The 24671-nt window shown below is 65.3% G+C and carries 19 protein-coding genes and 1 pseudogene; 8 read left to right on the forward strand and 12 right to left on the reverse strand.

What is annotated here, in order from left to right; genetic code table 11:
* The first annotated feature begins 13 nt into the window (after window positions 1–13).
* A complete protein-coding gene (estDL136, locus tag IQ25_RS05935; protein ID WP_144903691.1) occupies window positions 14–943 on the forward strand; it encodes a chloramphenicol hydrolase in 930 nt (309 codons plus the stop codon).
* Between the two features lie 4 nt (window positions 944–947).
* Here estDL136 and IQ25_RS05940 read toward each other — a convergent pair whose 3' ends face one another.
* The 4 genes from IQ25_RS05940 to IQ25_RS05955 all read right to left on the reverse strand — a co-directional run bounded on the left by IQ25_RS05940 (window position 948) and on the right by IQ25_RS05955 (window position 7574).
* A complete protein-coding gene (locus tag IQ25_RS05940; protein WP_144903694.1) occupies window positions 948–2918 on the reverse strand; it encodes a putative bifunctional diguanylate cyclase/phosphodiesterase in 1971 nt (656 codons plus the stop codon).
* Window positions 2919–3018: 100 nt separating this feature from the next.
* Complete coding sequence (locus IQ25_RS05945) at window positions 3019–3735, reverse strand: DUF3142 domain-containing protein (protein WP_258536960.1); 717 nt, start codon at window positions 3733–3735, stop codon at window positions 3019–3021.
* Window positions 3732–5864 carry a hypothetical protein gene (locus IQ25_RS05950; protein WP_144904217.1) on the reverse strand — a complete coding sequence of 711 codons (2133 nt, stop codon included), beginning with the start codon at window positions 5862–5864 and terminating at the stop codon, window positions 3732–3734. The genes IQ25_RS05945 and IQ25_RS05950 overlap by 4 nt, the downstream gene beginning before the upstream one ends.
* Before the next feature lie 54 nt (window positions 5865–5918).
* Window positions 5919–7574: a choline dehydrogenase gene (locus tag IQ25_RS05955; protein ID WP_144904219.1), complete on the reverse strand. Its 1656-nt coding sequence runs from the start codon at window positions 7572–7574 to the stop codon at window positions 5919–5921.
* A 142-nt stretch (window positions 7575–7716) separates the two neighbouring features.
* Between IQ25_RS05955 and IQ25_RS05960 the strand changes: the two genes are divergently transcribed.
* Window positions 7717–9744 carry an alpha-glucuronidase gene (locus IQ25_RS05960; RefSeq protein ID WP_144903697.1) on the forward strand — a complete coding sequence of 676 codons (2028 nt, stop codon included), beginning with the start codon at window positions 7717–7719 and terminating at the stop codon, window positions 9742–9744.
* 12 nt (window positions 9745–9756) lie between these two features.
* Here IQ25_RS05960 and IQ25_RS05965 read toward each other — a convergent pair whose 3' ends face one another.
* From IQ25_RS05965 to IQ25_RS05975, 3 genes are all read right to left on the reverse strand, one after another.
* Complete coding sequence (locus tag IQ25_RS05965; protein WP_144903700.1) at window positions 9757–10515, reverse strand: SDR family NAD(P)-dependent oxidoreductase; 759 nt, start codon at window positions 10513–10515, stop codon at window positions 9757–9759.
* 22 nt (window positions 10516–10537) lie between these two features.
* On the reverse strand, window positions 10538–11041 hold the full coding sequence (locus IQ25_RS05970) for a nuclear transport factor 2 family protein (RefSeq protein WP_144903703.1): 504 nt from the start codon (window positions 11039–11041) through the stop codon (window positions 10538–10540).
* Between the two features lie 170 nt (window positions 11042–11211).
* Entirely contained in the window at window positions 11212–13776 is a 2565-nt protein-coding gene (locus tag IQ25_RS05975) for a TonB-dependent receptor (RefSeq protein WP_144903705.1), read from the reverse strand.
* A 323-nt stretch (window positions 13777–14099) separates the two neighbouring features.
* Between IQ25_RS05975 and IQ25_RS05980 the strand changes: the two genes are divergently transcribed.
* Window positions 14100–14858 (forward strand): SDR family NAD(P)-dependent oxidoreductase, encoded by a 759-nt coding sequence (locus IQ25_RS05980; protein ID WP_144903708.1) that lies wholly within the window; start codon window positions 14100–14102, stop codon window positions 14856–14858.
* 5 nt (window positions 14859–14863) lie between these two features.
* Window positions 14864–16159, forward strand: a complete 1296-nt coding sequence (locus IQ25_RS05985; protein ID WP_144903711.1) for an MFS transporter — start codon at window positions 14864–14866, stop codon at window positions 16157–16159.
* Here IQ25_RS05985 and IQ25_RS05990 read toward each other — a convergent pair.
* Genes IQ25_RS05990 through IQ25_RS06000 form a run of 3 tightly spaced genes read right to left on the reverse strand, consistent with a single transcriptional unit; the run spans window position 16156 to window position 18308 of the window.
* Window positions 16156–16500 carry a type II toxin-antitoxin system RelE/ParE family toxin gene (locus tag IQ25_RS05990; protein WP_144903714.1) on the reverse strand — a complete coding sequence of 115 codons (345 nt, stop codon included), beginning with the start codon at window positions 16498–16500 and terminating at the stop codon, window positions 16156–16158. The two genes, IQ25_RS05985 and IQ25_RS05990, sit on opposite strands and share 4 nt — an antisense overlap.
* On the reverse strand, window positions 16493–16771 hold the full coding sequence (locus tag IQ25_RS05995) for a type II toxin-antitoxin system Phd/YefM family antitoxin (protein WP_144903718.1): 279 nt from the start codon (window positions 16769–16771) through the stop codon (window positions 16493–16495). Before IQ25_RS05995 ends, IQ25_RS05990 begins: the two co-directional genes overlap by 8 nt.
* 58 nt (window positions 16772–16829) lie before the next feature.
* Window positions 16830–18308, reverse strand: a complete 1479-nt coding sequence (locus IQ25_RS06000) for a flavin-containing monooxygenase (protein WP_144903721.1) — start codon at window positions 18306–18308, stop codon at window positions 16830–16832.
* A gap of 159 nt (window positions 18309–18467) precedes the next feature.
* Here IQ25_RS06000 and IQ25_RS06005 point away from each other — a divergent pair.
* A pseudogene (locus tag IQ25_RS06005) lies at window positions 18468–19229 on the forward strand (SDR family NAD(P)-dependent oxidoreductase).
* A gap of 143 nt (window positions 19230–19372) precedes the next feature.
* Here the strand turns inward: IQ25_RS06005 and IQ25_RS06010 are convergent.
* Together IQ25_RS06010 and IQ25_RS06015 are read right to left on the reverse strand one after the other, a co-directional pair.
* A complete protein-coding gene (locus IQ25_RS06010; RefSeq protein WP_258536961.1) occupies window positions 19373–19909 on the reverse strand; it encodes a nuclear transport factor 2 family protein in 537 nt (178 codons plus the stop codon).
* Window positions 19902–20672 carry an SDR family NAD(P)-dependent oxidoreductase gene (locus tag IQ25_RS06015; protein ID WP_144903724.1) on the reverse strand — a complete coding sequence of 257 codons (771 nt, stop codon included), beginning with the start codon at window positions 20670–20672 and terminating at the stop codon, window positions 19902–19904. The genes IQ25_RS06010 and IQ25_RS06015 overlap by 8 nt, the downstream gene beginning before the upstream one ends.
* A 241-nt stretch (window positions 20673–20913) precedes the next feature.
* Between IQ25_RS06015 and IQ25_RS06020 the strand changes: the two genes are divergently transcribed.
* The 3 genes from IQ25_RS06020 (at window position 20914) to IQ25_RS06030 (ending at window position 24629) form a co-directional block, all read left to right on the forward strand.
* A complete protein-coding gene (locus IQ25_RS06020; protein ID WP_246415642.1) occupies window positions 20914–22599 on the forward strand; it encodes a class I adenylate-forming enzyme family protein in 1686 nt (561 codons plus the stop codon).
* Between the two features lies 1 nt (window position 22600).
* Entirely contained in the window at window positions 22601–23467 is an 867-nt protein-coding gene (locus tag IQ25_RS06025; protein WP_144903729.1) for an amidohydrolase family protein, read from the forward strand.
* Window positions 23468–23555: 88 nt separating this feature from the next.
* The gene (locus IQ25_RS06030) at window positions 23556–24629 is read left to right on the forward strand and encodes a Rieske 2Fe-2S domain-containing protein (RefSeq protein WP_246415643.1); all 1074 of its coding nucleotides are present in this window, start codon (window positions 23556–23558) and stop codon (window positions 24627–24629) included.
* Window positions 24630–24671: the final 42 nt, after the last annotated feature.

Consider the following 24671-nt stretch of genomic DNA (forward strand, 5'->3'; position numbering starts at 1 on the left):
GGAGAGACCACCGATGACGCTCAATCCGCAGGTCGAGGCGCTGCTTGGCTTCTTTGCGCAGATGCCGCCGGTCGATTACGAAACGGTCACGCCGGAGGAACTGCGCGAGGCGAACAGGCCGATGCAGATGGGGCCGCCGCCTGCAGTGGCAGAGGTGCGCGACGTGACGCTGGCGCTGACCGGGCGCACGATCACGGCGCGGCTCTACAAGCCAGAGGGTGCCGGCGAGAACGCGCCACTGGTGCTGTTCTACCATGGCGGCGGATGGGTGGTCGGTTCGGTCGAGACGCACGATGCTTCGGCCCGTGCACTGGCCGTGGCGAGCGGGGCGGCGGTGCTGTCGGTGGAGTACCGGCTCGCCCCGGAAACGCCCTTCCCGGGGCCGCTCGACGATTGCCACGATGCGCTGCTCTGGGCGGTGGAGCACGCGGGCGAACTGGGCATCGATCCGGCGCGGTTGGCGGTGGCGGGCGACAGCGCAGGTGGCAACCTTGCTGCCGCCGTGGCGATCCGTGCGCGTGATGCAGGCGGGCCGAAGCTGGCGCATCAGCTGCTGATCTATCCGGTGACCGACACCGATTTCACCAACGGTTCCTACACCGAGAATGCCGAGGGCTATTTCCTGACCACGCGGATGATGCAGTGGTTCTGGGCGCATTACGTGGGCGACCACAGCGATCCGCACCCGCACGCGGCGGTCCTGCGTCACGACAACCTGGAGGGCCTGCCGCCCGCGACGGTGCTGGTGGCGCAATACGATCCCCTGCGCGACGAAGGGCTTGCTTATGCCGAGGCGCTGAAGGCTGCGGGGGTTCCGGTGGAGACCGAACTGGCGCCGGGCATGATCCACGGCTTCTTCTCGATGTTCGAGGCGGTGCCCGATGCCCTACCCTATATCGAACGGGCAGGTGCGCGGGTGAAAGCAGCTTTCGCGGAGGGCTGACGGGTCAGCTGGCGATGCGCACCGGGGATTCGCCCAAGGCACGCCGACTGCGGGCAAGATGGGCAACAAATTCGTCGAGCGGCATGGGCTTGCCAAACAGGAAGCCCTGCAGCTTGTGGCATCCTGCCTTGCGCAGCAGGTCGGCCTGCTCGTCGGTCTCGACGCCTTCGGCGATCACCCGCATGTCGAGCCCGCATGCCAGCATGATTGCGCCAGACACCAGCATCGCGGCCTTGCTGCCGGGGCTGAGGCCGATGAGCAGGGACTTGTCGATCTTGATGTGGCTGAAGCCATAGCTGCGCAGGTAATGGATACTGGTGAAGCCGGTGCCGAAATCGTCGAGCGCAATCGATAGCCCCCGGCTCTTGAACGTCTCCACGGCGCGGACGACGCGTTCCGGATTGGCGAGCAGGTAGCCCTCGGTGATCTCGAACTGCAGCCGGTGAGGCGGAAACTGCGTCTGTTCGAGCACATGGGCGACTTGCCGTTCGAAATGGGCATCGCGGAACTGGGCGGGGCTGACATTCACGCTCAACCGCAGATTGCCGAGCGGGGCGATATCGCGGCAGGCGCGTTCGAGCACGAACATGCCGAGCGGGTGGATCTGGCCAGTAGCTTCGGCGATCTCGATGAACTCGTCAGGTGGCAGGGGGCCTTCGAGACGGCGCGGCCAACGCAGCAGCGCCTCTACCGCCACGACTTCGCCCGTCTTCGCATCGACCTCGGGCTGGTAATGGACTTCGAATTCGCCGCTCGACAGCCCGCGCCCGATCTGCGCCTCGACCGCCAGGCGGTGCAGGCGGCCCTCGTCGAAGGTCGGGTTGTAGACCGCGATCTGGCCTTTGCCCTGCGTCTTGGCGTGATACATCGCCGTATCGGCGCGGCGCAGAAGTTCTCGTGGATTGGCGGAATCGTCGGTGTTTGAGGCGATGCCGATGCTGGCACCAACCTGCAGCACGTGGCGTTCGACCACGACCGGGAGCGAGACTTCCTCGAGCAAGGTGGCGGCAAGCGTCAGGGCTCTGGCTTCGGCTCCGGGCGCATCGACCACCACGGCAAACTCGTCACCACCGATGCGGGCAAGCCGGGCTTCGAGCGGGCAATGCTGGTTCAGCCGGATGCAGATGCTGCGGATCAGTGCGTCACCCGCCTGATGGCCATGCTCGTCGTTGACCGCCTTGAAGCCGTCGAGATCGATGAAGATCAGTGCAAGCGTGTCGTACGCGAGATCGGAGCGGGCCTCGAGCCGGTCCAGCCGCGTGAGCAATTCGCGGCGGTTGGGCAGTCCGCTCAGCGGATCGCTGAAGGCGATGCGGCGGTTTTCCTCGGAGAGCTTTTCGGTTTCGCGCTGGCGGATGCGCAAGTGGCGCTGCGAGCGGATCAGCGCGGAAAACGACAGGTTGTAGCGATGCGTGACCACGACCATGCCCACGGCAACGATGCACAGCACGATCGACTGGGACAGCATCTGCCAGTCATCGACCCACGAGAAGTAGAAGACGAACGAAGCCGTGCTGACCAGCGCCACGCGCATGGCGGCGGCGCGCAAGGTCATCAGGCAGAACACCGTGCTGACTTCGGTCAGTGCGAGGAAGAAGGTGAGATTGGCACGGGTATAGCCGCTGCCATCCTGGAAAACCCACATGCACCATGCCTCGAACGCCACGGTCATGATGACCGCAAGGTTGCAGGTGCGCTTCAGATAGCTGTCGATCTGCGCGTCCGTCAGCCTTGCCGGATCGCTCTGGCGCCACCACCAGACCGCCCGCCAGATGGCGATGCTGCAGATGAACAGCGGGGTGACGAAGGTCTTGAAGAGCAGGTTTGCGTCGAAGAACGAGACCGTGATCGCCACCGCATTGCACACGAGAATCGCGTAGAGCAGCGGCATGTGAACCGAAAACGAGCGGAATTGCGCGCGGGAAAGCTCGGCATCGCTGGTGTCCAGCTTGAAGAAGTCCCGCGTCCTGCGCATTGGCCAAAACATCCGCCGGGAGAAGTTACACCCCGGTTAAGATACGGACAATTATCGTTTTTTTCTAAAAATATGCTGCCAAGGCGACGCGTAGATTCCCTTAGCGGTTCTGCGGCTTCAGCAGGAAAACGACATAGCCCTTGAACTGTGGCTGGCTTTCGAGGCCGGGTGGCGCCTGCCACTCTCCGCCTTCGACGAGAGCGACCCGGAACGGGATCGGGAAGCCTTGCATCTTCGCGAAATAAGCCTCGTATCCCGGGATGGTGGAGCGAGCCTGATAGGTCTGGACGACGACCTCGTCGACCGTTCCGGCAAGCTGCGCCAAGGCTTGCGGATCGCCGTGGGCGCTCCAGTCCATCAGGCCGGTGATCGAGAGGCGCAGGTCCGCGGGCAAGCGGGCGCGCAAGTCCTTGAGGAACGCGGCGTAATTCCCAAGGCCGCGGGTGGAGGCATCGAAATCGACCTGCAGGCCTGCGACATCGTTGCCCGCCGCGCGCCATTTGGCCAGGTTGGCAAGGATCGCGGCGCGGGTGGCGTCTGTCCAGTCCAGCCGCTCGGCCCGCACCACCAGCCACAGCGTGCGGCCGGGCAGACGCGGGGTGCCCATGCGCAAGGGGTGGAGCCGCGCCGCGCCTTCGCGCCGCACTTCGCCATCGAGCAGGTAGACGGTCTTCGCCTTGATCTGCGGCGAGGGATGGACGCCAGGCCAGACGAACACCGCCCCTGCCGTTTCGGCCTGCACACGGGGTGCTTGCGCCTGCCGTTCGCACGACGCGAGCAGCAGCAATGCAGGCAGGATCGGAGCGCGCCAGTTCACCAGTAAAAGCGCAGCGCCTTGGCCCACTGGCTTTGCGGGTAGCGCTTCTTCAGCTCGTCATACCAGCCCTTGCGCACGGCCAGCGGCGCCTGCGCGGCTTCGAGTTCTGCCGTGGAGCGGGCAGGCCCTGCGCAACCGTTGTAGCCCGCAGGCGCATAGCAGCGCACCGCGCGGTAGAGCGCATAGGCGCGCAGGTCCGCCGGGGCTGCCTTGTCGGCAATGATCGCGGCATAGATCGCATCGCGATAGCTGGACTTACCGGGGAAGAGGTCTGTCCCCTTCCCCAGCACGTTTGCGCCATCGCCGGGCGTATGCAGGGCAAACCCATCAAACCCGTTCAAGCGCCAGAAATCGCCGAGGCACAGGCGGGCGCGCTGGTCTGCGGGATTGCGGGCGAGCGTGGCGGCAGTCTGCGCGATTGCGGGGCAGGCGAAGCCATCGGACCACTGGCCCTTGGTGAACAGGCCGACCGGCACCTTGTCCTGCTGGGCAAAACCCCACAGGCCTCCGTCGGAATTTGCTTCGCCGGGCACCAGCGCCACGTCGCGCGTGAAATCGGCAAAGGCCCCGCGCGTCAGGTCCTTGTGCAGCAGCGAGAACCGCGCAACGTCGCGCTCATGGCCTGATCGCGAGGCATCCTCCGCGCTCGCGCGCAGGATCGCGGGGCTGGCCACCGTCTGCAGCAGCACCTCGCGGATCGACTGCTCCTGCACCGGCGATCCGGGGTCGAAGACCTGATCCACCCGGCCATCCTTCTGCCAGCGCAGGGCAAGGCCGAGTTCGGCGAGCGGCCGCTGGTGGAACGGGCTGGCCGCGCCGATCAGCTCACGCCAGAACCCGGCCTCGTTGGGATCGCGCAGCGCGGAAAGTGCCTGCCCGCGCACGAACTGGCGGCTGAAGGCCAGAGGCGTCATCCCCTGCGCCTTCGCAGCATCGGGCAGGAGAGCAAGGATCGGTTTCGCGTTCTCGCCCGCGTAGGTGATCCGGGTTGCTTCCAGCAGACCATATAGATCGGGATATGAGGCCAGCAGCGGCTTGTGCGCGGCAAGGTCGGCGGCGGAAAGCCCCACCGCCGGCCCGTCATAGACCGGGCGCATCTTCTTCATGTCGGCCAGCGCCAGCAGCAGTGGCGCCTTGCCCTGCTTTGCCACAACAGCTGCCGCATCCTCACGATCTAGCAGCTTGCGGTCGATTTCCTCGGCCAGCTGGGCCGCTGCGACGCTGGAGGCGGGCGTTGCCTTCAGCATCGCCTCATATGTGCCGACCAGCGTATCGATATCGCCGCCCATCCACGCCACGCGCCGCTTCAGACCTTGCGCCGATGCGGCATAGCGCCCCTTGGGATAAGCGGCGAGGTAGGCATCGATCGCCTTGGCCGCCGCGCTCAGCGCTGCCCGGTCAACCTTGTCCGGCCCGGCAAAATCGCCCCATTCATCAAGCGACGTCGCCGCCGCACGGCGCAGGCCGGTGCGGATCGGCATGTAGCGCGCCGTCTCGACAATCCACGGATTGCCCGCCTTCTCCAGCGCGGCAAAGCCCGCCTCCGCCGCCGCATAGTCCGCCTTGTGGAAGGCATCGGCGGCTTTCAGATAGGCAAGGAACGCGCCGCCCTGCTTGCTGGCTATGGCCGCGTCGTTCCACTCACCCTCATGGCAGCCTGCCGTGGCGCGCAAGGCAGTCAGCGCCGCCCGTTCTCCCGCCGGAACACCCTTGTCTGCCGTCAGCGCCTCAAGAAAATCGCCACTGCCCGCCTCAGCCTCGGTGCATTTCTTCTCGTCATACTCGGGCTCGGCAACCTCCGGCTCCGGCCAGAGCGAGGCGCGCAGGCCCTCCCACGAAAGGAACACCTTGCCGAACTGCGGATCGTTGGGATCAATCTTCGCAGCGGCTGGCAATGTCGCACCCGGCTGCACGCTCTGCATCAGCATGACCATGTTGATGCGCGTATCGTTGCCCGGGCTGATCAGCGCGCGGCCTGCGCAGTCATACTCCAGCGCGCCCAGCTGCCAGCCAGGATAGCACGAGGTATCGGCACAGGCCCACAGCGCAGTGCCTATACCAAGGCTGCCGAGCGCCAATGCGCCAGCGGTGGTGAGGACGGGATGCTTGGCAAACAGGCGCTTGATCATGCGCGGCACGGTGGCGCAACCGCCCCCTCGCGCGCAATGGGCTTCATCACATTGTCACACCATTTCCGCCACCCGCGTCTCTGCCGGGGCCAGTGGCGGCAGGCCCCGGATCACGTCGGCGATCTTCTCGGCGATCACGATCGTAGGGGCATTGGTGTTGCCCCCGATCAGCGTCGGCATGACCGAGGCATCGATCACGCGCAGGCCTTCCAGCCCGATCACCTTGCAGTCCTTGTCGACCACGGCCAGCGGATCGTCCGCCGTGCCCATCCTGGCGGTGCCGACGGGGTGGTAGATCGTCTCGCCCTTCGCCCGCACCCATGCGTCGATGTCCGCGTCGGACTCGACATGTGCCCCCGGCCAGATCTCCTCGCCGCGATAGGGGGCCAGTGCCTCCTGCCCTGCGACCTCGCGCGCGATGCGGATGCCTTCGCGCACCACGCGGCGATCCTCCTCGGCGGCGAGGAAGTTGGTGAGGATCGAGGGATCGGCATAGGGATCGGTGCTGGAAAGCGAGACGCGGCCCCGGCTTTCCGGGCGCAGCTGGCAGACGTGGAAGGTGAAGCCATCGCGCTTGGCCTGGACCTTGGCATGTTCCTGCATGATCGCGATGACGAAGTGGATCTGCAGGTCCGGCCGGTCCAGATCGGGCCGCGATTTGAGGAAGGCCCCCGCTTCCAGCCCGTTCTGCCGCCCGGTGCCCTTGCCGGTCAGCAGATATTGCAGTCCCACCTTCAGTTGCCCCAGACCCTTGATCTCGTTGTAGAGCGAGATCGGCTGCGTGCAGGCCCAGTTGAGCGTGACGTCGAGATGGTCCTGCAGGTTGGCGCCCACGCCCTTCAGCGCATGGACCGGCGTGACGCCCTTGGCCCGCAGCGCCAGCGGATCGCCTATCCCTGAAAGCTGGAGGATCTGCGGAGACTGGAATGCGCCTGCACAGAGCAGCACTTCACGCTTCGCATCAGCGCGGTTCACGGGCTTGCCCTGCCCGAGAGAATACTCGACGCCCGTGGCGCGCCCGTTCTCGACGACGATGCGGTGGACCCGCGCGCCGGTCACCACGGCAAGGTTGCTGCGCTTGCCCGCGATCGGCGCGAGGTAGCCGCGCGCCGCACTCCAGCGCTGGCCATCGTTGATGGTCAACTGGTAGCGGCCGAAGCCTTCCTGATCCGCCCCGTTGAAATCGGGCGTCACCTTGTGTCCGGCCTGCCGCCCCGCCTCGATCACGCCGCGATAGAGCGGGTGATCCGAATTCTCCCCCCAGTTGACCTTGAGCGGACCACCGGTGCCGTGGAACTGGTCCGCGCCGCCCGAATAATCCTCGGCCTTGCGGAAATAGGGGAGGACATCGGCATAGGACCAGCCATCCAGCCCCATCTGCCGCCACTGGTCATAATCGCGGGCGTGGCCGCGGATATAGACCATGCCGTTGATCGCCGAAGATCCGCCAAGGCCCTTGCCCCGTGGATGCCACATGCGGCGATTGTCCATGTGGGGCTCCTCTTCCGACCAGAAGCCCCAGTTGTGCTTGCTCTTCTGCTTGATCAGCGTGCCCACGCCCGCCGGCATACGCACCAGCACCGAGGTGTTGCGCCCGCCCGCCTCAAGCAGGAGCACGCGCACGTGGGGGTCTTCGGTCAACCGTGCGGCCAGCACGGATCCGGCACTGCCCGCGCCAATCACGATATAGTCGAACGCGCCTTCGGCCATCATCCACCTGTCCCGATTCCGCGTTGCTCGCGGCTTTGCTTACACAGGGGTAATTAAGCGCACGGTTAAAAGCAAGGGCGAGCGTTGCCAATGCGGCAGCATGTTGATACCGCTACCATTCAACGATTTGAAGAGGATGCCGATGTTCCGCACCCTGCGCCGGATGGCCGTGGGCCTGCTGCTGGCCATGGCGGTGGCAGGCCCTGCCCATGCGGATGACGGCTACCGCCTGTGGTTGGGCTCCGCGGGCGGCAACGCAAGCGTTACGGTGGAAGGCAACAGCCCCACGCTCATCCTCGCCGCCGATGAACTGCGCCGCGCCCTGCCCGCCAATACGCCGCCGATCCGCCTTGCACGCGTCAAGGATGCTGGCCTCGGCAACGAAGGCTATGCCGTGCGGCGCAGCGGCAGCACGCTGGTCATCAACGGGCAGACCGACGTCGCCGTGCTCTACGGTGCCTTCGCGCTGATCCGCCATGTCCGCAGCGGCGGCGATCCGGCGCAAGCGAGCCTGCGCTCCACGCCGCGCGTGGCCCTGCGCCTGCTCAACCACTGGGACAATCTCGATGGCTCGGTCGAGCGCGGCTATGCCGGGCAATCGCTGTGGGACTGGTGGACGCTGCCCGACTACCGTGACCCGCGCTACACCGACTACGCCCGCGCCAACGCCTCGATCGGCGTGAACGGCACCGTGCTCAACAACGTCAACGCCAAGGCGGAAAGCCTCTCCGCGCCCTATATCGCCAAGGCCGCGGCGCTGGCCGATGTGTTCCGCCCGTGGGGCATCCGCGTCTATCTCTCGGCCCGCTTTTCCGCCCCCATCGAACTGGGCGGCCTCAAGACGGCTGACCCGCGCGATCCCGCCGTCGCCGCATGGTGGCAGGCCAAGGCTGACGAGATCTATCGCGCCATTCCCGATTTCGGCGGCTTCCTCGTCAAGGCCAACAGCGAAGGCCAGCCGGGGCCCCGCGATTATGGCGCCAGCCATGCCGATGGCGCGAACATGCTGGCCGCAGCGGTAAAGCCCCACGGCGGCGTGATCCTGTGGCGTGCCTTCGTTTATGCCGACAGCGACCCGACCGACCGGGCAAAACAGGCCTATGCCGAGTTCCAGCCGCTCGACGGCCAGTTCGCCAGCAACGTGATCGTGCAGGTCAAGAACGGCCCGATCGATTTCCAGCCGCGCGAACCGGTCCACCCGCTGTTCGGCGCGATGCCGCGCACCCGCCTTGCTGCCGAGTTCCAGATCACCAAGGAATACCTCGGCTTTGCCACCCACCTCGCCTACCTCGGCCCGCTGTTTGCCGAAGCGCTCGATACGCCAACCGGACATGTGACCCAGGGCAATGAAGCGGGCCAGACCGTCGCCGATACCCTTACCGCTGTCTCAGGCGTGTCCAACATCGGGCGTGACCGGGACTGGACTGGCAGCACATTCAATCAGGCGAACTGGTACGCTTTCGGCCGCCTCGCCTGGGACCCCACCCTGCCAGCGCAGGCCATCGCCCGCGAATGGGCGGCGCAGACCTTCGGCCCCGACGCCCGCGTGATCGACACCGCCAGCGCGATGATGATGCGCTCGCGCGAGGCGGTGGTCGATTACACCGGCGCCTTCGGCCTTGCCCACCTTTTCAGCAGCGATCACCACTACGGCCCCGGCCCGTGGATCGACGATCTGAAGCGCCCCGAATGGAACCCGGTCTATTACCACCGCGCCGATCGGAACGGCATCGGTTTTGATCGCACCCGGACCGGCAGCAACGCCATCGCGCAATATGCGCCCGCCATCGCGGCAAGGCTTGCCCGCCCGGAAACCACCCCGCCCGAATTGCTGCTATGGTTCCACCATCTGCCGTGGGAGTGGCGCATGGCCGATGGCCGCACCCTGTGGGAAGCCCTTGCCCGCCGCTATGACCGTGGAGTTGCGGAAGTGATGGCCATGCGCCGCGACTGGGCCACGCTGAAGGGCCGCGTCGATCCCGAACGCTGGGCCAAGGCCGATACCTACCTCGCCATCCAGACGCGGGAGGCGAAGTGGTGGCGCGATTCCAGCCTTGCCTACTGGACCAGCCTGAACGGCCTGCCCCTGCCCCAAGGCATGGCCGCGCCCGAGCACGACCTTGCCTGGTACAAGGCGCAGCACTTCACCCACGTGCCGGGCGCGCCGTAGTGTCGCTTCAGATCAGAACGCGGTCGCCCCGCCGTCCACCACCATCGCGTGCCCGGTGACGAAGCTTGCTGCTGGCGAACACAGCCACACCACCGCCTCGGCAATCTCGCTGGCCTGTCCCATGCGCCCCATCGGCGTCATCCCGTCGATCAGCGCCTTCATTTCCGGGTTCTGCACCAGCGGCGCGGTCATCGGTGTTTCGATCACGCCGGGGCAGACCGCATTGACGCGGATGCCCGCCTTCGCCCAGCGCAGCGCACCGTGGCGGGCAAGGCCGACGACGCCGTGCTTCGCCGCAGTATAGGCAGGCTGCCCGCCATTGCCGACAAGGCCATTGATCGAGGCGGTGTTGACGATCGACCCGCCGCCATTCTGCAGCATCACCGCCGCTTCCTCGCGCATGCAGCGCATCACGCCCGACAGGTTGATCGCAATATCGCGCTCCCAGATCGCGTCGTCGTACTGGTCGTCGGTGATGCGGTTGATCCCGGCATTGTTGAACGCGCAGTCCAGACCGCCAAACGATGCGACCGTGGCCGCGACCATCGCCTTGACCTCTTCGGCATTGCTCACGTCGCAGCGCACGAAGGCGGCCTTGCCACCTGCCGCCTCGATCAGCGCGACGGTCTCTGCACCGCCCGCCTCGTTCACATCGCTGACCATCACGCTCGCGCCCGACCGCGCGAATGCCTCTGCCGCCGCGCGGCCGATGCCGCCGCCCGCGCCGGTCACCAGCGCCACCTTGCCATCGAGGCCGTAATTGATTGCCATGTCTGGAATTCCCTTTCGAAGGTCAAGCGGCCGGCGCTTCAGCCAGCGCGATCACGGTGACGCTGCCGTCCTCGTCCACCTGCTCGGTCAGCATCGAGGTGACGCGGCTGACCGTCTCGACAATCCACCAGCGCCCGTCGCGCTTTTCGTAGACGTCGTCATACTCCACCGCGAGGCGCACCACCTGGCGCGGGCCGGTGAGGATCGTGCGGAAATTGAGCGACCACTTGCCCGTCGCCCGCGTCTCGCTCTCAAGCTCGATCTGCCAGTTGGTGGCGTGGTGGATATCATAGACCCCGCCGTTGCAGGCCATCTGCTGATAGATGGCGACGAAGGCATCGCGATCATCGAATTCGGGGAAGTTCTCATACGCGATGCGGATCTTGCCGGGCGCAAAGCAATCGCGCACATCCTCCACCTGCTTCAGGTCGCAGGCCCGCAAGTAGCGCGCCTTCAGCGCCCGGATCGCTTCCTTGTCCTCAAGCGCGGTCAGCCGCGCGGCGAGGTCTTCAAGGCTGATCGTCATCACGGCTCTCCCACGCGAACCTTGCATGATTCGCTTTCGCACAAGCTATAGGGATACGCATTCGGTTGTGAAGATGCGTTTTTATAACATGAACGCGTAATTACGGAAAAGCCCCGCTCCTGCATCTGCAGAAGCGGGGCCGCCCGAGGATGTTGCCATCCTCCCCAAGATCAGAACTTCACGCCAACGGTGACGCCGTAAGTGCGCGGATCGGCGTAATAGCCGCCGCCGTAGCCCAGCGCGCCGAAGTCGATGGCGCGGACGAGATTGTTCTCGTCGGTCAGGTTCTTGACCCAGAAGCGAACCATGGCCTCGCTGCCCGCCAGCGGGATGCGATCGATGGCGACCTGCGCGTCGACGATGTTGCGGTTCTCGCCCTTGATCGCTTCGTTGAAGGGCGAGGCGAGCACGTTCGAGAAGCTGTACTTGCCATCTTCGTAGGCATAGCTGACGCGGCCGGTCAGGCGCATGCCGTTGTCGCCCAGCGGGAATTGCGCGTTCATCGCCAGATTGGCGGTGAAGGGCGAAGTATAGCCCGGCGTGGCAAACTGCGCGATGTTGACCAGCGGCTGCCCTGCGGCGACCGGGAGACCTGCAAGGAACTCCTTGTACTTGATGTCGACGTAACCGGCGTTGGCTTCGAAAGTGAAGTTGTCGGTAAGAACCGCAGTCAGTTCCGCCTCGACGCCGGTGTAGGTCACCTTGCCTGCGTTGGTGATCTTCGTGGCGAAGGTTCCCGGTGCGAGATTGGTGATCGGCACGGCAAGGGCCAGATCCTTGTATTCGTTGTAGTACCCGGCAAGGTTGAAGCGCACGCGGCGGTCAAACAGTTCGGACTTGAGCCCGACTTCGTACGAGGTCACGTTTTCCGACTTGAACGAGGGCAGCACGCCCGCGACCGAGGGGTCCTGCGCGTTGAACCCGCCCGAGCGGTAGCCGGTGGCGATGCGGCCATAGACGTTGACGTTGTCGGTCACATCATAGCCGACCATCAGGTTCCAGGTGAACTTGCTGAAGCTCGACCGGCCCTGTTCGGGCGTGGCGAGCGGGGCCGCGCCGTTCTGGCGGCGGACCATCGACTTGTTGTCCCAGGTATAGCGTCCGCCTGCGGTCAGGCGCAGGCCACTGTCCTTGCCGCCGGGATAGAACGTCGCCTGTCCATAGACTGCGGTGCTTTCGGCGGTCGCGGTGTAATCGAGCACCGAGAGCGTCTGGACCAGACGATAGCGCGCCGGATTTGCGGCGACGAACGATGGGCCGAGCGGACCGAAGTTGCCGAGGAAGATCCCGTTGGTATCGAGCACGAAGCCACTGTTCTGCGGGTTGTACTCCGAACCCTTCTCCCAGAAGTAGAACGCGCCCAGCACCCAGTCGAGATTGTCGGTCTCGTTGCCGATCTCGACTTCCTGGCTGAACTGCTTGTGACGGCGCCTGTTGTTGGTGTCGAACAGGTTCTGCTGCACCGTCGGCACTGGAGATGCGGCAATGAACGGGCGGAAGTTGGCCGGGATCGACGGGATGAACTGCAGCAGGCCAACCGGCATGCCGTTGAACAGCGTGGCATTGGTGAAGCGCGGCGCGGTGAACGCGCCGATGCCGTCAAGGTCGGTGACGCTGTCGTTGTTCCAGAAGCGGTAGCCGGTGGTCGACTTCAAATGGAAGGCGCCGAAATCGTTCTGGACCTGAACGTTATGGCCCCAGGCCTTGTCGGTCGAACGGCTGTTGATGTCGTTGCACACCGTCTTGCGCCATTCGCGGTTGGGCGTGGCAAGCGCGGCGCAGCGCGGGTCGAGGAAGTTCACCGTCTGCAGGAACGGCGCGACCGGGGCCTGCTGCGTGACGACCACGGGAACGCCATTCACCGTCACCGGCGGACGCACGCCGCCCGGCGCAACGTTGGTCAGCTGGAAGTTGATCGGCGAGGCATCGGTGCGGCTCCAGTCGAAGATGTACTGGATCGAACCTGTTCCGCCGATGTCCGCCTTGGCAGCAACGCGGAACGAATCCGTGTTCTGCGCGCCGGGATCGCGGGAATCATCGGGCTCGTTGAGGTTGTCGACGATGCCGTTGCGCTGGCGGTGCGAGTAGGTGAAGCTGGTGGCGATCCCGGCAATCTCGCCCGGATCGAGCGTGATGCGGCCGTTGAACGCATTGTAGTTGCCATAGCCGCCCTGTGCGGTCAGGCGGAACTGCTTGGACGGCGCGCGCGAAATGAAGGCGATGCCGCCGCCGGTGGTGTTGCGGCCGAACAGGGTGCCCTGCGGCCCGCGCAGCACTTCGACGCGCTCGATGTCGGTCACGTCCAGCGCGCTCCCGCCCGAGCGGGCGATGAACACGCCGTCGATGTAGAGGCCGTTGGCGGTGTCGAGACCGAAGGTTTCGGTTGCGGGCGTGGGTATGCCTCGGATCGAGATCACCGCCGCGTTGGCGTTGGTCGTACCCTGCACGATGGTCACGTTCGGCGCGAGGCCGGACAGGTCCTTGGCATCGCGGATGCCGAGCTTCTCGACCTTGTCGGCGCTGATCGCGCTGATCGCCAGCGGCACGTCCTGCAGGTTCTGCTCGACCTTCTGCGCGGTGACGACGATCTGTTCGAGCTGGCCCTGATCATCCGTTGCCTGCTGCTCTGCCCCATCCGCCGGAGCATCGTTCGCAAAAGCGGTTCCGCCAATGGCAGCCAGGCTGGCGCCGAGCATGAGACGCACGGCGAAGCATGCGCAGTTACCGGTGTTCATAATAACTCCCCCAAAACCCTTGTCGTCGGGGAACATAGCAAATGCGTATCTGATGGCAAGTTGTAATACGCAAACGTGCCTTTCTGCTCGGATTTGTGCGCTTTATCAGATTTCTTGCGAGGCCATCCAGCGCAAACGGAGTTGAAAGAGCCTGTCCAGCAGATGCCTCCGGTGCGACAGATAGCGAATCACCAGACTTAGTGAATGCGAAGAAATGTCCGATATGAAACGCTGATTGCGCAGACAGAAATCTCGTGATATGCCGTTTTGCATAATTCAAGCGTCCTTAATATCCGCAATTATGCAATGACGGGAGAATCGGGATGAAGGGCCTCAAGGGCAAGGTCGGTATCGTTGCGGGCGGCGGGCGCGGAATTGGCACAGCCACGGCCCGGCGCCTTGCCGAAGAAGGTGCCCAGGTCGTCATTGGCGACCTCATGGGCGACTGGGCGGGCGAAGTTGCCGAGAGCATCCGTGCCACCGGCGGCAGTGCCACCGGCATCCAGCTTGACGGGACGCAAGCGGACTCGCAAGCCGCGATCGTCGCCTGCGCGGTCGAGACCTACGGCGGGCTGGATTTCTACCACTCCAACCTTGCGGGCGGCACCGGGGGCGACAACGACATCCTCGACTGCACCGAGGACGTGCTGGACCTCAGCTTCGCGATCAATACCAAGAGCCACTTTCTCGCCACGCAGGCGGCACTGCCGAAGATCATCGAGCGCGGCGGCGGGGCGATGATCTACACGTCCTCGGGCGCGGCATCGGGCGGGGCGCCGTGGCAGGTCGCCTATCCGATGACCAAGAACGCGATCCACGCGCTCGCCCGCCACGTTGCCGCAAAGTTCGGCAAGAAGGGCGTTCGCGCCAACGTGATCTGCCCCGGTCTCGTCCTCACCGAGGCGGTCAGGCAGCACCTTACCGACGAATACGTGACGCGTGGCCTCGCCGCCGTTCCGCACACCCGCCTCGGCCAGCCTGAAGACATTGCCGCTGCCGTGACCTTCCTCGCCTCGGAAGATGGCGCATGGGTCAACGGGCAGGTCTGGCATGTCAACGGCGGCGCGCAGATGCGGGATTGATCGGCATGGCCGCTCCCATCACGGCAGGCGCTGCCGCGCGCTTCACGGCAAGTGGCCAGCCTCTCACCAACCGCTGGCTGGCGCTGGCGCTGCTGGTCATGGTCGCGGTGCTCAACTATGCCGACCGCTTCCTGATCCCGGGCCTTGCCCAGCCGATCAAGGCGCACTTCGGCATCAGCGACACAGTGATGGGCGCACTGATGGGCCCGGCCTTCGCGCTGCTCTACAGCGTCTTCACCCTGCCGATCGCCCGCGCGGCCGACCGCCGCTCGCGCGTGACGATCATCGCGCTGGGCTGCGGCTTCTGGAGCTTCTTCACCCTGCTTTCGGGCCTTGCGACCAGCCCTGAAATGCTAGCGCTCGCCCGCGTCGGCGTGGGCATCGGCGAGGCCGCCTACCAGGCCCCCGCCGCCGCCCTGATCGCCGCCTATTTCCCCGCCAACGAACGGGGCCGCGCCTTCGCGCTGCTGGGAACCGCGATCTATGTCGGCCAGATGGCAGGACTTGCCGGAGGCCCCGCCATCGCAGCGGCTTCCACCTGGCAGACGGCCTTCCACGCGCTGGGCATTGTCGGCATCGTCATCGCCATGGCGACATGGCTGATCGTGCGCGAACCCGCGCGCGAGGCTGCGGACGCCGCCACCCCCACGCTCCCGCTCAAGCAGACCATGCGCCTGCTGATCGGCACGCCCTCGGTCATGCTGCTGGCCACGATCATGGCACTCGGTTCACTGTCGGGAGTCACGTTCGGCATGTGGGGCCCTGCCCTGTTCGAGCGCGCCTATGGCCTTTCGACGCAGGCTGCTGGCGCCACTTTCGCGCTGTCATTCGGCCTGCCCGGCCTGCTTGGCGTGCTTGGCTTCGGCTTTCTGGCCGACCGTCTCGGCAAGGGCGACGCCACGGTCCAGATGCGCCTGACCGCGCTGGCGCTCGGCGGCGCAACGACGGCGATCCTGCTCGTCACCTGGAGCGACAGCCTGACAATAGCCCGCCTGATCGCCGTGCCTGCCGGCCTGATGGGCGGAGGCTGGTCGGTCGGCGTGCTTGCCGGGCTGCAGCACATCCTGCCCAACAACCACCGCGCCACCGGCACCGCACTGGTCCTGCTGATCGCGAGCATGTTTGCCAACGTGCTCGGCCCAGTCCTTGCGGGGCAACTGTCGGACTGGATCGCCGGAGCCGGCCCCCACGGCCTGCGCATCGGCCTCTCGGTCGCCATCCCCACCGGCTATATCGGCGTCTGGGCTGCCCTGCGCGCCGTGCGCACGCTGGAGCGCGACAAGGCCGCGCTGGCGGGTTAGCGCTTCAGCGCGAGCAGGCGGCGTTGCAGCAGCGTGGTGAAATCCCGGCGCCCGTCCGCGACCATGGCGATGGTCACCACATCATCGCCCAGATGGTAGACCACGCGATAGGGCGCATGGAGCACCTGCCGCCACCGCTTGTCGCCCAGATCGACGAGTTCCGGCACTTGCGGCCCACGCTCGGGATAATCCGCCAGCCCATCAATCGTGGCCAGGATCTCGGCAACCAGCGCCCGCGCACCATCCCAGCCATCGGCTCCGCGCTGCGCCAGCCGCTGCTCGAAGATTTGCCGGAGATCCAGCCGGGCCTGTTCGGTATAGCGAATGCTCGCTTCAGGCATCGGCAGGTCGCTCGCCGGTAATGCGGTCAAGCATGCCTTCGGCCGGATAGGTCCGGCCTGCGTCCATGTCTTCCTTCGCCAGCGCCAGCAGCTTCAGCAGGGCCATCGTCTCCTGCATCTGGTAATAGCTTGCCGCATCCTGCAGCACGGCCTTGGCCTCGCCATTCTGGGTAATGACCAGTGGCTCTGCGCCCTCGTTCAACTCGCGCAGCACTTCGGCGGCGTTGGCCTTGAGGTAGCTTATCGGCTTGATGCGGCTTTCAAGGCCCATGACACGGCTCCGTCCAAATTCAGACCGAATGTAGTCCGGATCTGGACGGCTCGCAAGGTCAGGCCGCGAATGCGAACTCATCGGCCACCGGCTTTGCCATGGCATTGGCAAAGTCATGGTAGCCCCATGGCCAGGTTGCCGGGATACCGGTCTTGTCGAGATACCAGCTGGTGCAGCCCGATCCGAAGATCGTCTTCTTCGCGGCCTCGATGCGGCGTGCCTCGTAGGCCTGATAGGCGGGCTGTGAGGGCTCGACCGTGCGGGCCTCTCCGCTGCGGACGGGTTCGAGCAGCTGCTCTATGTAGTCCCACTGCCGTTCGGCAATGTCGATCAGCGGGAAGTTTCCGACCGGCGCACCGGGGCCGTTGAGCATGAACAGGTTCGGGAAATCGGGCATGGCGATCGCATAGTGCGCGGTCGGGCGCGTCGCCCAGAACTCGTCAAGCGAGCGCCCGCCCCTGCCCGTCACCACCGCCGGGCGGATGAAGCTGTCGGCGCGGAAACCGGTGGCGAGCACCAGCACGTCAAGCTCGTGCAAGGTGCCATCCTTCATCAGCACGCCTTCCGGAACGATCCGCTCGATCGCGCCGACCTCTACCGAAACGCCGGGACGCTGCACGCACTCATAGTATTCCCAGGAATAGATCAGCCGCTTGCACGCCGCGTGGTAATCCGGGCGCAGCTTCTCGCGCAGTTCCGGATCGTGCACGTTCTGTTCGAGGTTCTGGCGGCAGTAGCCCTCGATCTCCTGCATCTGCGGGCTGGTGAAATCGGTGACTCCTTCGGTGAAGCGATAGACGGCTTCCCAGTACTGCGGATCATTGCGGATCGCCTCGATCAGCGAGGGATCGGCGGCAAAGGCGGCGCGCTGTTCGGGGGTGTACTCGAACTGCACCACCGGCATGATCCACTGCGGCGAACGCTGGAAGTGGACCAGCTTGGCCGCCCGACTGCTCAGCGCGTTGACGATCTGCACGCCCGTGGAACCGCAACCGATCACGCCGACCCGCCCGTTATCGAGCACCGCGCTGTCGTCCCAGCGGGCCGAGTGGAAGGCCTTTCCGGCAAAGGTCTCCAGCCCCGGCAGGTCCGGCATCTTCGGATGGTGCAGCACGCCCGTGGCGACGATCACCACGTCGGCCTCGTATGTCGAGCCATCGACAATGCCGAGCGTCCAGGTCTTCGTTGCGTCATCGAAGGTGCACGAGGTCACTTCGCTGTTGAAGCGGATGTAGGGCATCACGCCGAAGCGTTCGGCCACGCCCTTGAAGTAGGCGTGGATTTCCGGCCCGGTCGCGTAATAGGCGCTCCAGTCCGGGTTGAGCGCAAAGCTGTAGCTGTAAGCGTGCGAGGGCGTATCGCAGGTCAGCCCCGGATAGCGGTTGTCGCGCCAGGTGCCGCCAAGCTCCGCGCCTTTCTCGAACACCGCGAAATCGGCATCGCCGCGCTGCAGCAGCTTGATCGCTGCCATAACGCCCGACATCCCCGCACCGATCACCGCATAGCGCAGTCTGCGCTGGCCGTCGTTCTCAGTCATTCTCATCCCATCCCGATAATTCGCAACTTGTCGCCAGACACTCTCCGCAAGCGCATCCGGGTTCATCACCCGAACGGGCTACGCGTAATCTTTATTTCCTGTTGCTACGCATTATCCGCCTCTATACGCCTTGCGGAAACGGAATCGAAAGGAAGAGCGATGGCAAATCTGGCAGGCAAGGTCGCGCTTGTCACCGGCGGCGGGCAAGGCGTGGGCCAGGGAATCGCGCTCGCGCTGGCAAGCGAAGGCGTGGCCGTGACGATCACCGGGCGCACGCTGGCCAAAGTGGAAGAGACCGCGCGGCTGATCACCGAGCGCGGCGGCAAGGCGCTTCCCCTTGTTGGCAATGTGAAGGACGCCGCCGATCTTGCCGCGATGGTCGACCAGACCGTCACCACGTTCGGCGGGCTCGATATCCTCGTCAACAACGCGCAGGAAGTGCCGCTGGGCAAGCTCGAGGACGTGACCGACGAGGCATTCATGGCCGGGTTCGAATCCGGCCCTCTCGCCACCCGTCGCCTGATGAAGCTCGCCCGCCCGCACATGGCGGCGCGCGGCGGTGGCACGATCTTCAATCTCTGCTCCTCGGCCGGCATCCGCTGGGACATGGCGGGGTACGGTGCCTATGCCGCGGTCAAGCAGGCGATCCGCTCGCTCACCCGCGCCGCCGCTGCCGAATAGGGCCGCGAAGGCATTCGCGTCCTCACAATCGCGCCGCATGCGGAATCGCCGGGGCTGAAAGGTTGGCTGGAGCACAATCCGGAAGAGGCCAAGGCCTTCTTCAGGACCATCCCGCTGGGCCGCATCGGCAAGCTGGAGGAAGACATCGGCCGCGCGATCGTCGCGCTATGCGGGCAGGATCTGGGCTACCTGACCGGAGCGACGATCCCGCTCGATGGCGGGCAGGCGAACTTCGACTGAGGTTGCGCTATTGCCCACCCCCGGCCCCTCCCGCTTGCGGGAGGGGGGTGAAACGTCAGCGCTGCAATCCTGCCCTCCCGCAGGCGGGAGGGCCGCGAGACTTGGCGAGCCGAAGGCGAGGTTAGTCGCAGCGGGGTGGGCAATCAGCCCCCGAACAACCCCAACCGGGAATAGACCGGATCATCCGCCCCGACTCGCCCGGTGCCGACCCCTTCGCTGCCGAAATCATCGCCAATGTTGGCGGGCAAGTCCTCGGCATGGTCGAGGATGAAAGAGCGGCGCGCGAAGCGCCAGATGCCCTGCCGCCGCTCGTAGTGATCGGCATAGCGGCCCCAGGCGACGAACTGGCGCGTGCCGTCCAGCGTCAGGTGCCATGCCCGCGCGGTCACTTCGCCCTCGGCGCGGTCGCCATCCAGCACCAGCAGTTGCGTGAAGGCGGTGTGCATCGTCGCCCGCCAGTTCGCCATCATTCCCGGCAGCCAGTCGATGTAGCCGCTTGCCGAGCCGCAATAGTATGGGGTGTGATCGTCCACCGCATCGTCGTGATACAGCGTGCGCAGCAGGTCCCAGTCACGGCGATCGATGCCATGGCCATAGGCGTCGACGAGGTGGCGCAAGGCCGCGCGTGCCGCCGCTTCCTCGGGCGACATCACGCGCGGAGCCAATGGATGCTCAGACACCGAACCCGCCCGAGACCGAGATCGTCTGCCCGGTGACGTAGTTGCCGCGGGCCGAGGCGAAGAAGACTGCGGCCTGCCCGATGTCCTCGGGCGCGCCCCAGCGGCCTAATGGCAGCATGGCCTTGACCTCCGCTTCCCATTCCGGGGTGAAGGTGCCGACTTCCTTGTGGACCTTGAACTGCCCCGCATCGATCACGCCCACCAGCACCGAATTGGCGCGGATGTTGAACTTGCCCTCCTCCTTGGCGATGCCCTTGATCAGCGCTTCGTTGCAGGCCTTGGGCGCAACCGAAAGCCCGTCCTGCGCGGGCCACCAGTCGTGTCCGGCAGAGCCGAGATGGACGAAGCTGCCCCCGCCCATCGCGCGCATGTGCGCCAGCGCGGTGTGGACCGCATTGTTGAAGCCGAACGCCTCGATCTCCATGGAATCGCGGAACATCTGTTCGGTCCAGTCGCCGATGTGAACCTGCGGCACGACCGGCCCTGCACCCCACACCACCGTGTGCACGCGGCCATGCGCGGCGACCGCTTCGGCGAATGCGGCCTGCACCTGCCCGCGCTCGCGCACGTCGGCCTGGTGGATCGTGACCTTGCGCCCCATCGCCGTGATCAGCGCCGCCGCTTCCTCGGCCACGGCCTGCTTCGAGCGATAGACGATTGCGACGTCGGAGCCTTCGCGCGCGAACTCCAGCGCCACGCCGCGCCCCAGCCCGCCGCTGCCGCCGAACACGATCACTGCGCCATCCGGAAACCGGTCCGTCATCCTCAATCTCCTGCCATTTTCTGTCTTGCACTTGGCGCGGCTGCGCTCTGCTTCATACAAACCTGCCAGATTTGCGTAAGCCGTGCCACAAAACCTTGCGCATATTCGGTAGAATGAGGCAAGAAACAGCCAATGCGCAAATATTATAGCTTTCAAATCCGCATATGCTGTCATAGACCATAGCGAAACGATGGCCTGCATCGATTCGATGGGAGAAGTTCAATGTATCACCGGTCCCGGCATGAGCGCGCCTGACGCCCTGCTCGCCGCCGATCCGGTGCTGACCAAGGTGGCCGGGCCAGGCTCTCCGTTCGAGATCGGTGAGCGTGAAGGCCTGCGCCAGTTCGTCGCCGCCCCGCCCGATCTCAACCTGCTGATCGAATCCGCGCGCCGCTTTGGGACACGCACCTGCGTTGTCGATTTCGACAGCGCCGGCACCGAGCGCCGCATGTCCTACGATCAGGTCTTCGCCTGGCGCGACCAGCTCGTACCGATCCTGCACATTGCGCGCGGAGACCGCGTCGCCATCGCCATGCGCAACCGGTCGGAGTGGCTGGTGGCGTTCCTTGCCGTGATAAAGGGGGGTGGCGTGGCGGTGCTGGTCAACAGCCGTGGCTCAGGGCCCGAACTTCTCGCCATGCTCGAGGACGTCGATCCCGCCGTGGTGCTGGCCGACAGTGAGCGCGCCGCTGCGATCCGCGAGGCAGGTTTCACCGGCCGCGTGCTCGATCTGACCAAGCCTTTCGACGCCGAGGAACTCGCGCGCCGCGCGGGCAATGCTGCGCCTGATGCCGGTTTGGCAAAGGCAACCGATCCCTGCGCCATCCTGTTTACCTCGGGCACGACGGGGCGGGTCAAGGGCGCGGTGCTTTCGCATCGCAACGTCATCACCGGGCTGATGACCACGCAGATGTCGGGCATGATCGTGCTGGGCAACATGGCCGCGCAAATGGGCACGACGACCGAAGCCCTGATCGCGCAAATGCCGCAGCAGGCCTCTTTGCTGGTCTATCCGCTGTTCCACATCTCCGGCCTTGGTTCGGGCTTTCTCTCGCCGTTCCTCGGCGGCGGCAAGGTGGTGATCATGCGCCGCTGGGATGCCGAGGAAGCCGCGCGGCTGATCGCGGCAGAGCAGATTTCCATGTTCAGCGCCGTGCCGACGATGCTGTGGGACATCCTCCACCGCGCCCGGATTGACGGCACCAGCCTTTCAAGCCTGCGCAATATCGGCTGCGGCGGACAGGCGCTGCCGGTCAACCTTGTCGAGGAAGTCCACGCGCTGTGCCCGCATGCGCAGATCGGCACCGGCTATGGCATGACCGAGTGTTCGGGCGCGATTGCGCAGGCGGTTGGGCCGGAATTCATGGCGCGGCCTGCGGCAGCGGGGCGCAGGCTTTCGATGGTCGACGTGCGCATCGAAGGGCCAGATGGCGCGATCCTCCCCCCCGGCGAGACCGGCGAGATCGTGGTGCGCGGGGCGCAGGTCATGCTGGGCTACTGGAACCGTCCGGAGGAAACCACCGCCGTGCTGACCCCCGACGGCTGGCTGCGCACTGGCGATGTCGGTCTCGTCGACGAGGACGGCTATGTCTTCATCGTCGACCGCAAGAAGGACATGGTCATCTCAGGCGGCGAGAACATCTACTGCGCCGAGGTGGAGCGCGTGCTCGGCACGATCCCCGGCCTCACCGAATGCGCCGCATTCGGCCTGCCCGACGAGCGGCTGGGCGAACGGCTGGTCGCAGTCGTCATCGCGCCGGACATCGATGAGGCGGGCGTGATCGAATGGGTCGCCAGCCACCTCGCCCGTTACAAGGCGCCCACCCGGGTTGCCGTCACCACCACCCCATTGCCGCGCAACGCGCTGGGCAAGGTCGACAAGATCGCCCTGCGCAAGCTGTGGCCCACCCTTTCCGGAGAACAATGACATGGCAATGCCAGACAACATCGGCATCATCGACTGCATGCTTGGCATTCCCGATGCCGAGGACCGCGCCGAATGGTTCGCGCCGTTCCGTGCGCTGATCAAGGATCAGCAGACGCTCGGCCAGTTCGCCATGCCCGCGCAGTACATGTTCAAGGACATTCCGCAGTCGGGCAAGCAGGACGATTACCTTGCCTGGACCGTGGCGCAGATGGACAAGCACAATGTCGAGAAGGCGCTCGTCGGCTGGAACGAGAACGAGACGTCGTACCGTGCCAAGGAACTCTACCCCGACCGCTTCTTCTTCGACCTGCCGATCAATCCCAACAACGGCACCGAGGAAGTCCGCCGGATCAAGCGCATCCATGCCGAAGTCGGCCTTTCGGCGGTTTCGTGCTTCCCTTCGGGCACGCTGCCGCAGGTGGCGATCAACCACAAGTACATGTGGCCGATCTATTCGACTTGCGAGGAACTGGGCCTTCCGATCCTGCTCAACGTCGGCATTCCCGGCCCGCGCATCCCGATGGAAACGCAGAAGGTCGAACATCTCGACGAGGTCTGCTGGTTCTTCCCCGAACTGAAGGTGGTGATGCGCCACGGGGCCGAGCCGTGGGAAGCGCTGGCGGTGAAGCTGATGCTGAAATGGCCGAACCTTTACTATTCGACCAGCGCCTTTGCGCCCAAGCATTACCCCAAGGCGATAATCGACTATGCCAACACGCGCGGCGCCGACAAGGTGATCTACGCCGGGTACTTCCCCATGGGCCTCAGCCTCGATCGCATCATGTCCGACATGCAGAACGTTCCGTTCAAGGACGAGGTATGGCCCAAGTTCCTGCGCGAGAACGCGATGAAGGTGTTCGGGCTCTGACAGCTTACGGGAGCCGGGAAGTCTGCTCCCCCCAGTGATCGCCGGCATGCGGAGACAACCCCCGCCCCGGCAATTCAGGAGTGAAACCATGGGCGACACAGTGGCAGCAGATGCCCGCACCGCTCCGGTGGCGGTGTGGCAGATACTCGAGAAGCTGAAAGGCAAGGACCTGACCGACTGGCGTACCGCGCCGGTGCCGGGGCGGGCTTCGGTGGCCGAACGCAATCTCGACATCGGCTTCCCGTTCGGCTGGTATCCCATCGACCTTTGCGCCAACCTTGCCGTGGGCGAGGTGAAGCCGCTGCGCTATTTCTCGCAGGATCTGGCGATGTGGCGGGGCGAGGACGGCAAAGTCCGCGTGATCGATGCCTATTGCAAGCATCTGGGCGCGCACATGGGCCATGGCGGCAAAGTCCATGGCAACCTGCTCGAATGCCCGTTCCACGCCTGGCGCTATGATGGCGAGGAAGGGGTGGTGAAGGAGATTCCCTACTCCAAGTCGATCCCGCCGCAGGTGAAGCGCAAGTGCACGCGCACCTGGCACGTGACCGAGGCCAACCGCTGGATCTGGGTGTGGTATCACCCCGAGGACGCCGCGCCGCTGTTCGAGGTGGAGCATCTGCCCGAGGCGACCGACCCCGAGTGGACCGATTACGACATCTACGAATGGAACGTCTACGGATCGATCCAGAACATGGCCGAGAACGGGGTGGACGTGGCCCACTTCAAGTACATCCACGGCACCGCCAACGTGCCGCTGGGCGATCTGCGCTGGGGCGAATGGGGCCGCGGGGCCGACGTCAAGGCCAAGATGGGCACGCCCTGGGGCGAGGTCGACGGCCAGATCAGCTATGACACGATGGGCCCGGGCCAGAGCTGGACGCGCTTTACCGGTATTTCCGAAACGCTGCTGGTGGCCTGCATCACGCCGGTCGAGCTGGACCATGTCCACGTGCGCTTCTGCTTCACCCAGCCGCGTGCCCAAGCCGAGGGCGAGCGCGCCGGGGTTGCCCGCGCAATCATCCGCGACATCTGCAAGCAGTTCGATCAGGACAAGGTGATCTGGGATCGCCAGAAGTTCGAGCCCAACGCGCTGATCTGCGAGGGCGACGGCCCCATCGCGCAGTTCCGCAAGTACTATTCGCGGTACTACGTGAAGTGAAAGCCACCAGACGGGAAGCCCTAGCTGGCGGGATCGCGCTTG

It is taken from the genome of Novosphingobium taihuense (assembly GCF_007830315.1).
In the GTDB taxonomy this organism is placed as follows: domain Bacteria; phylum Pseudomonadota; class Alphaproteobacteria; order Sphingomonadales; family Sphingomonadaceae; genus Novosphingobium; species Novosphingobium taihuense.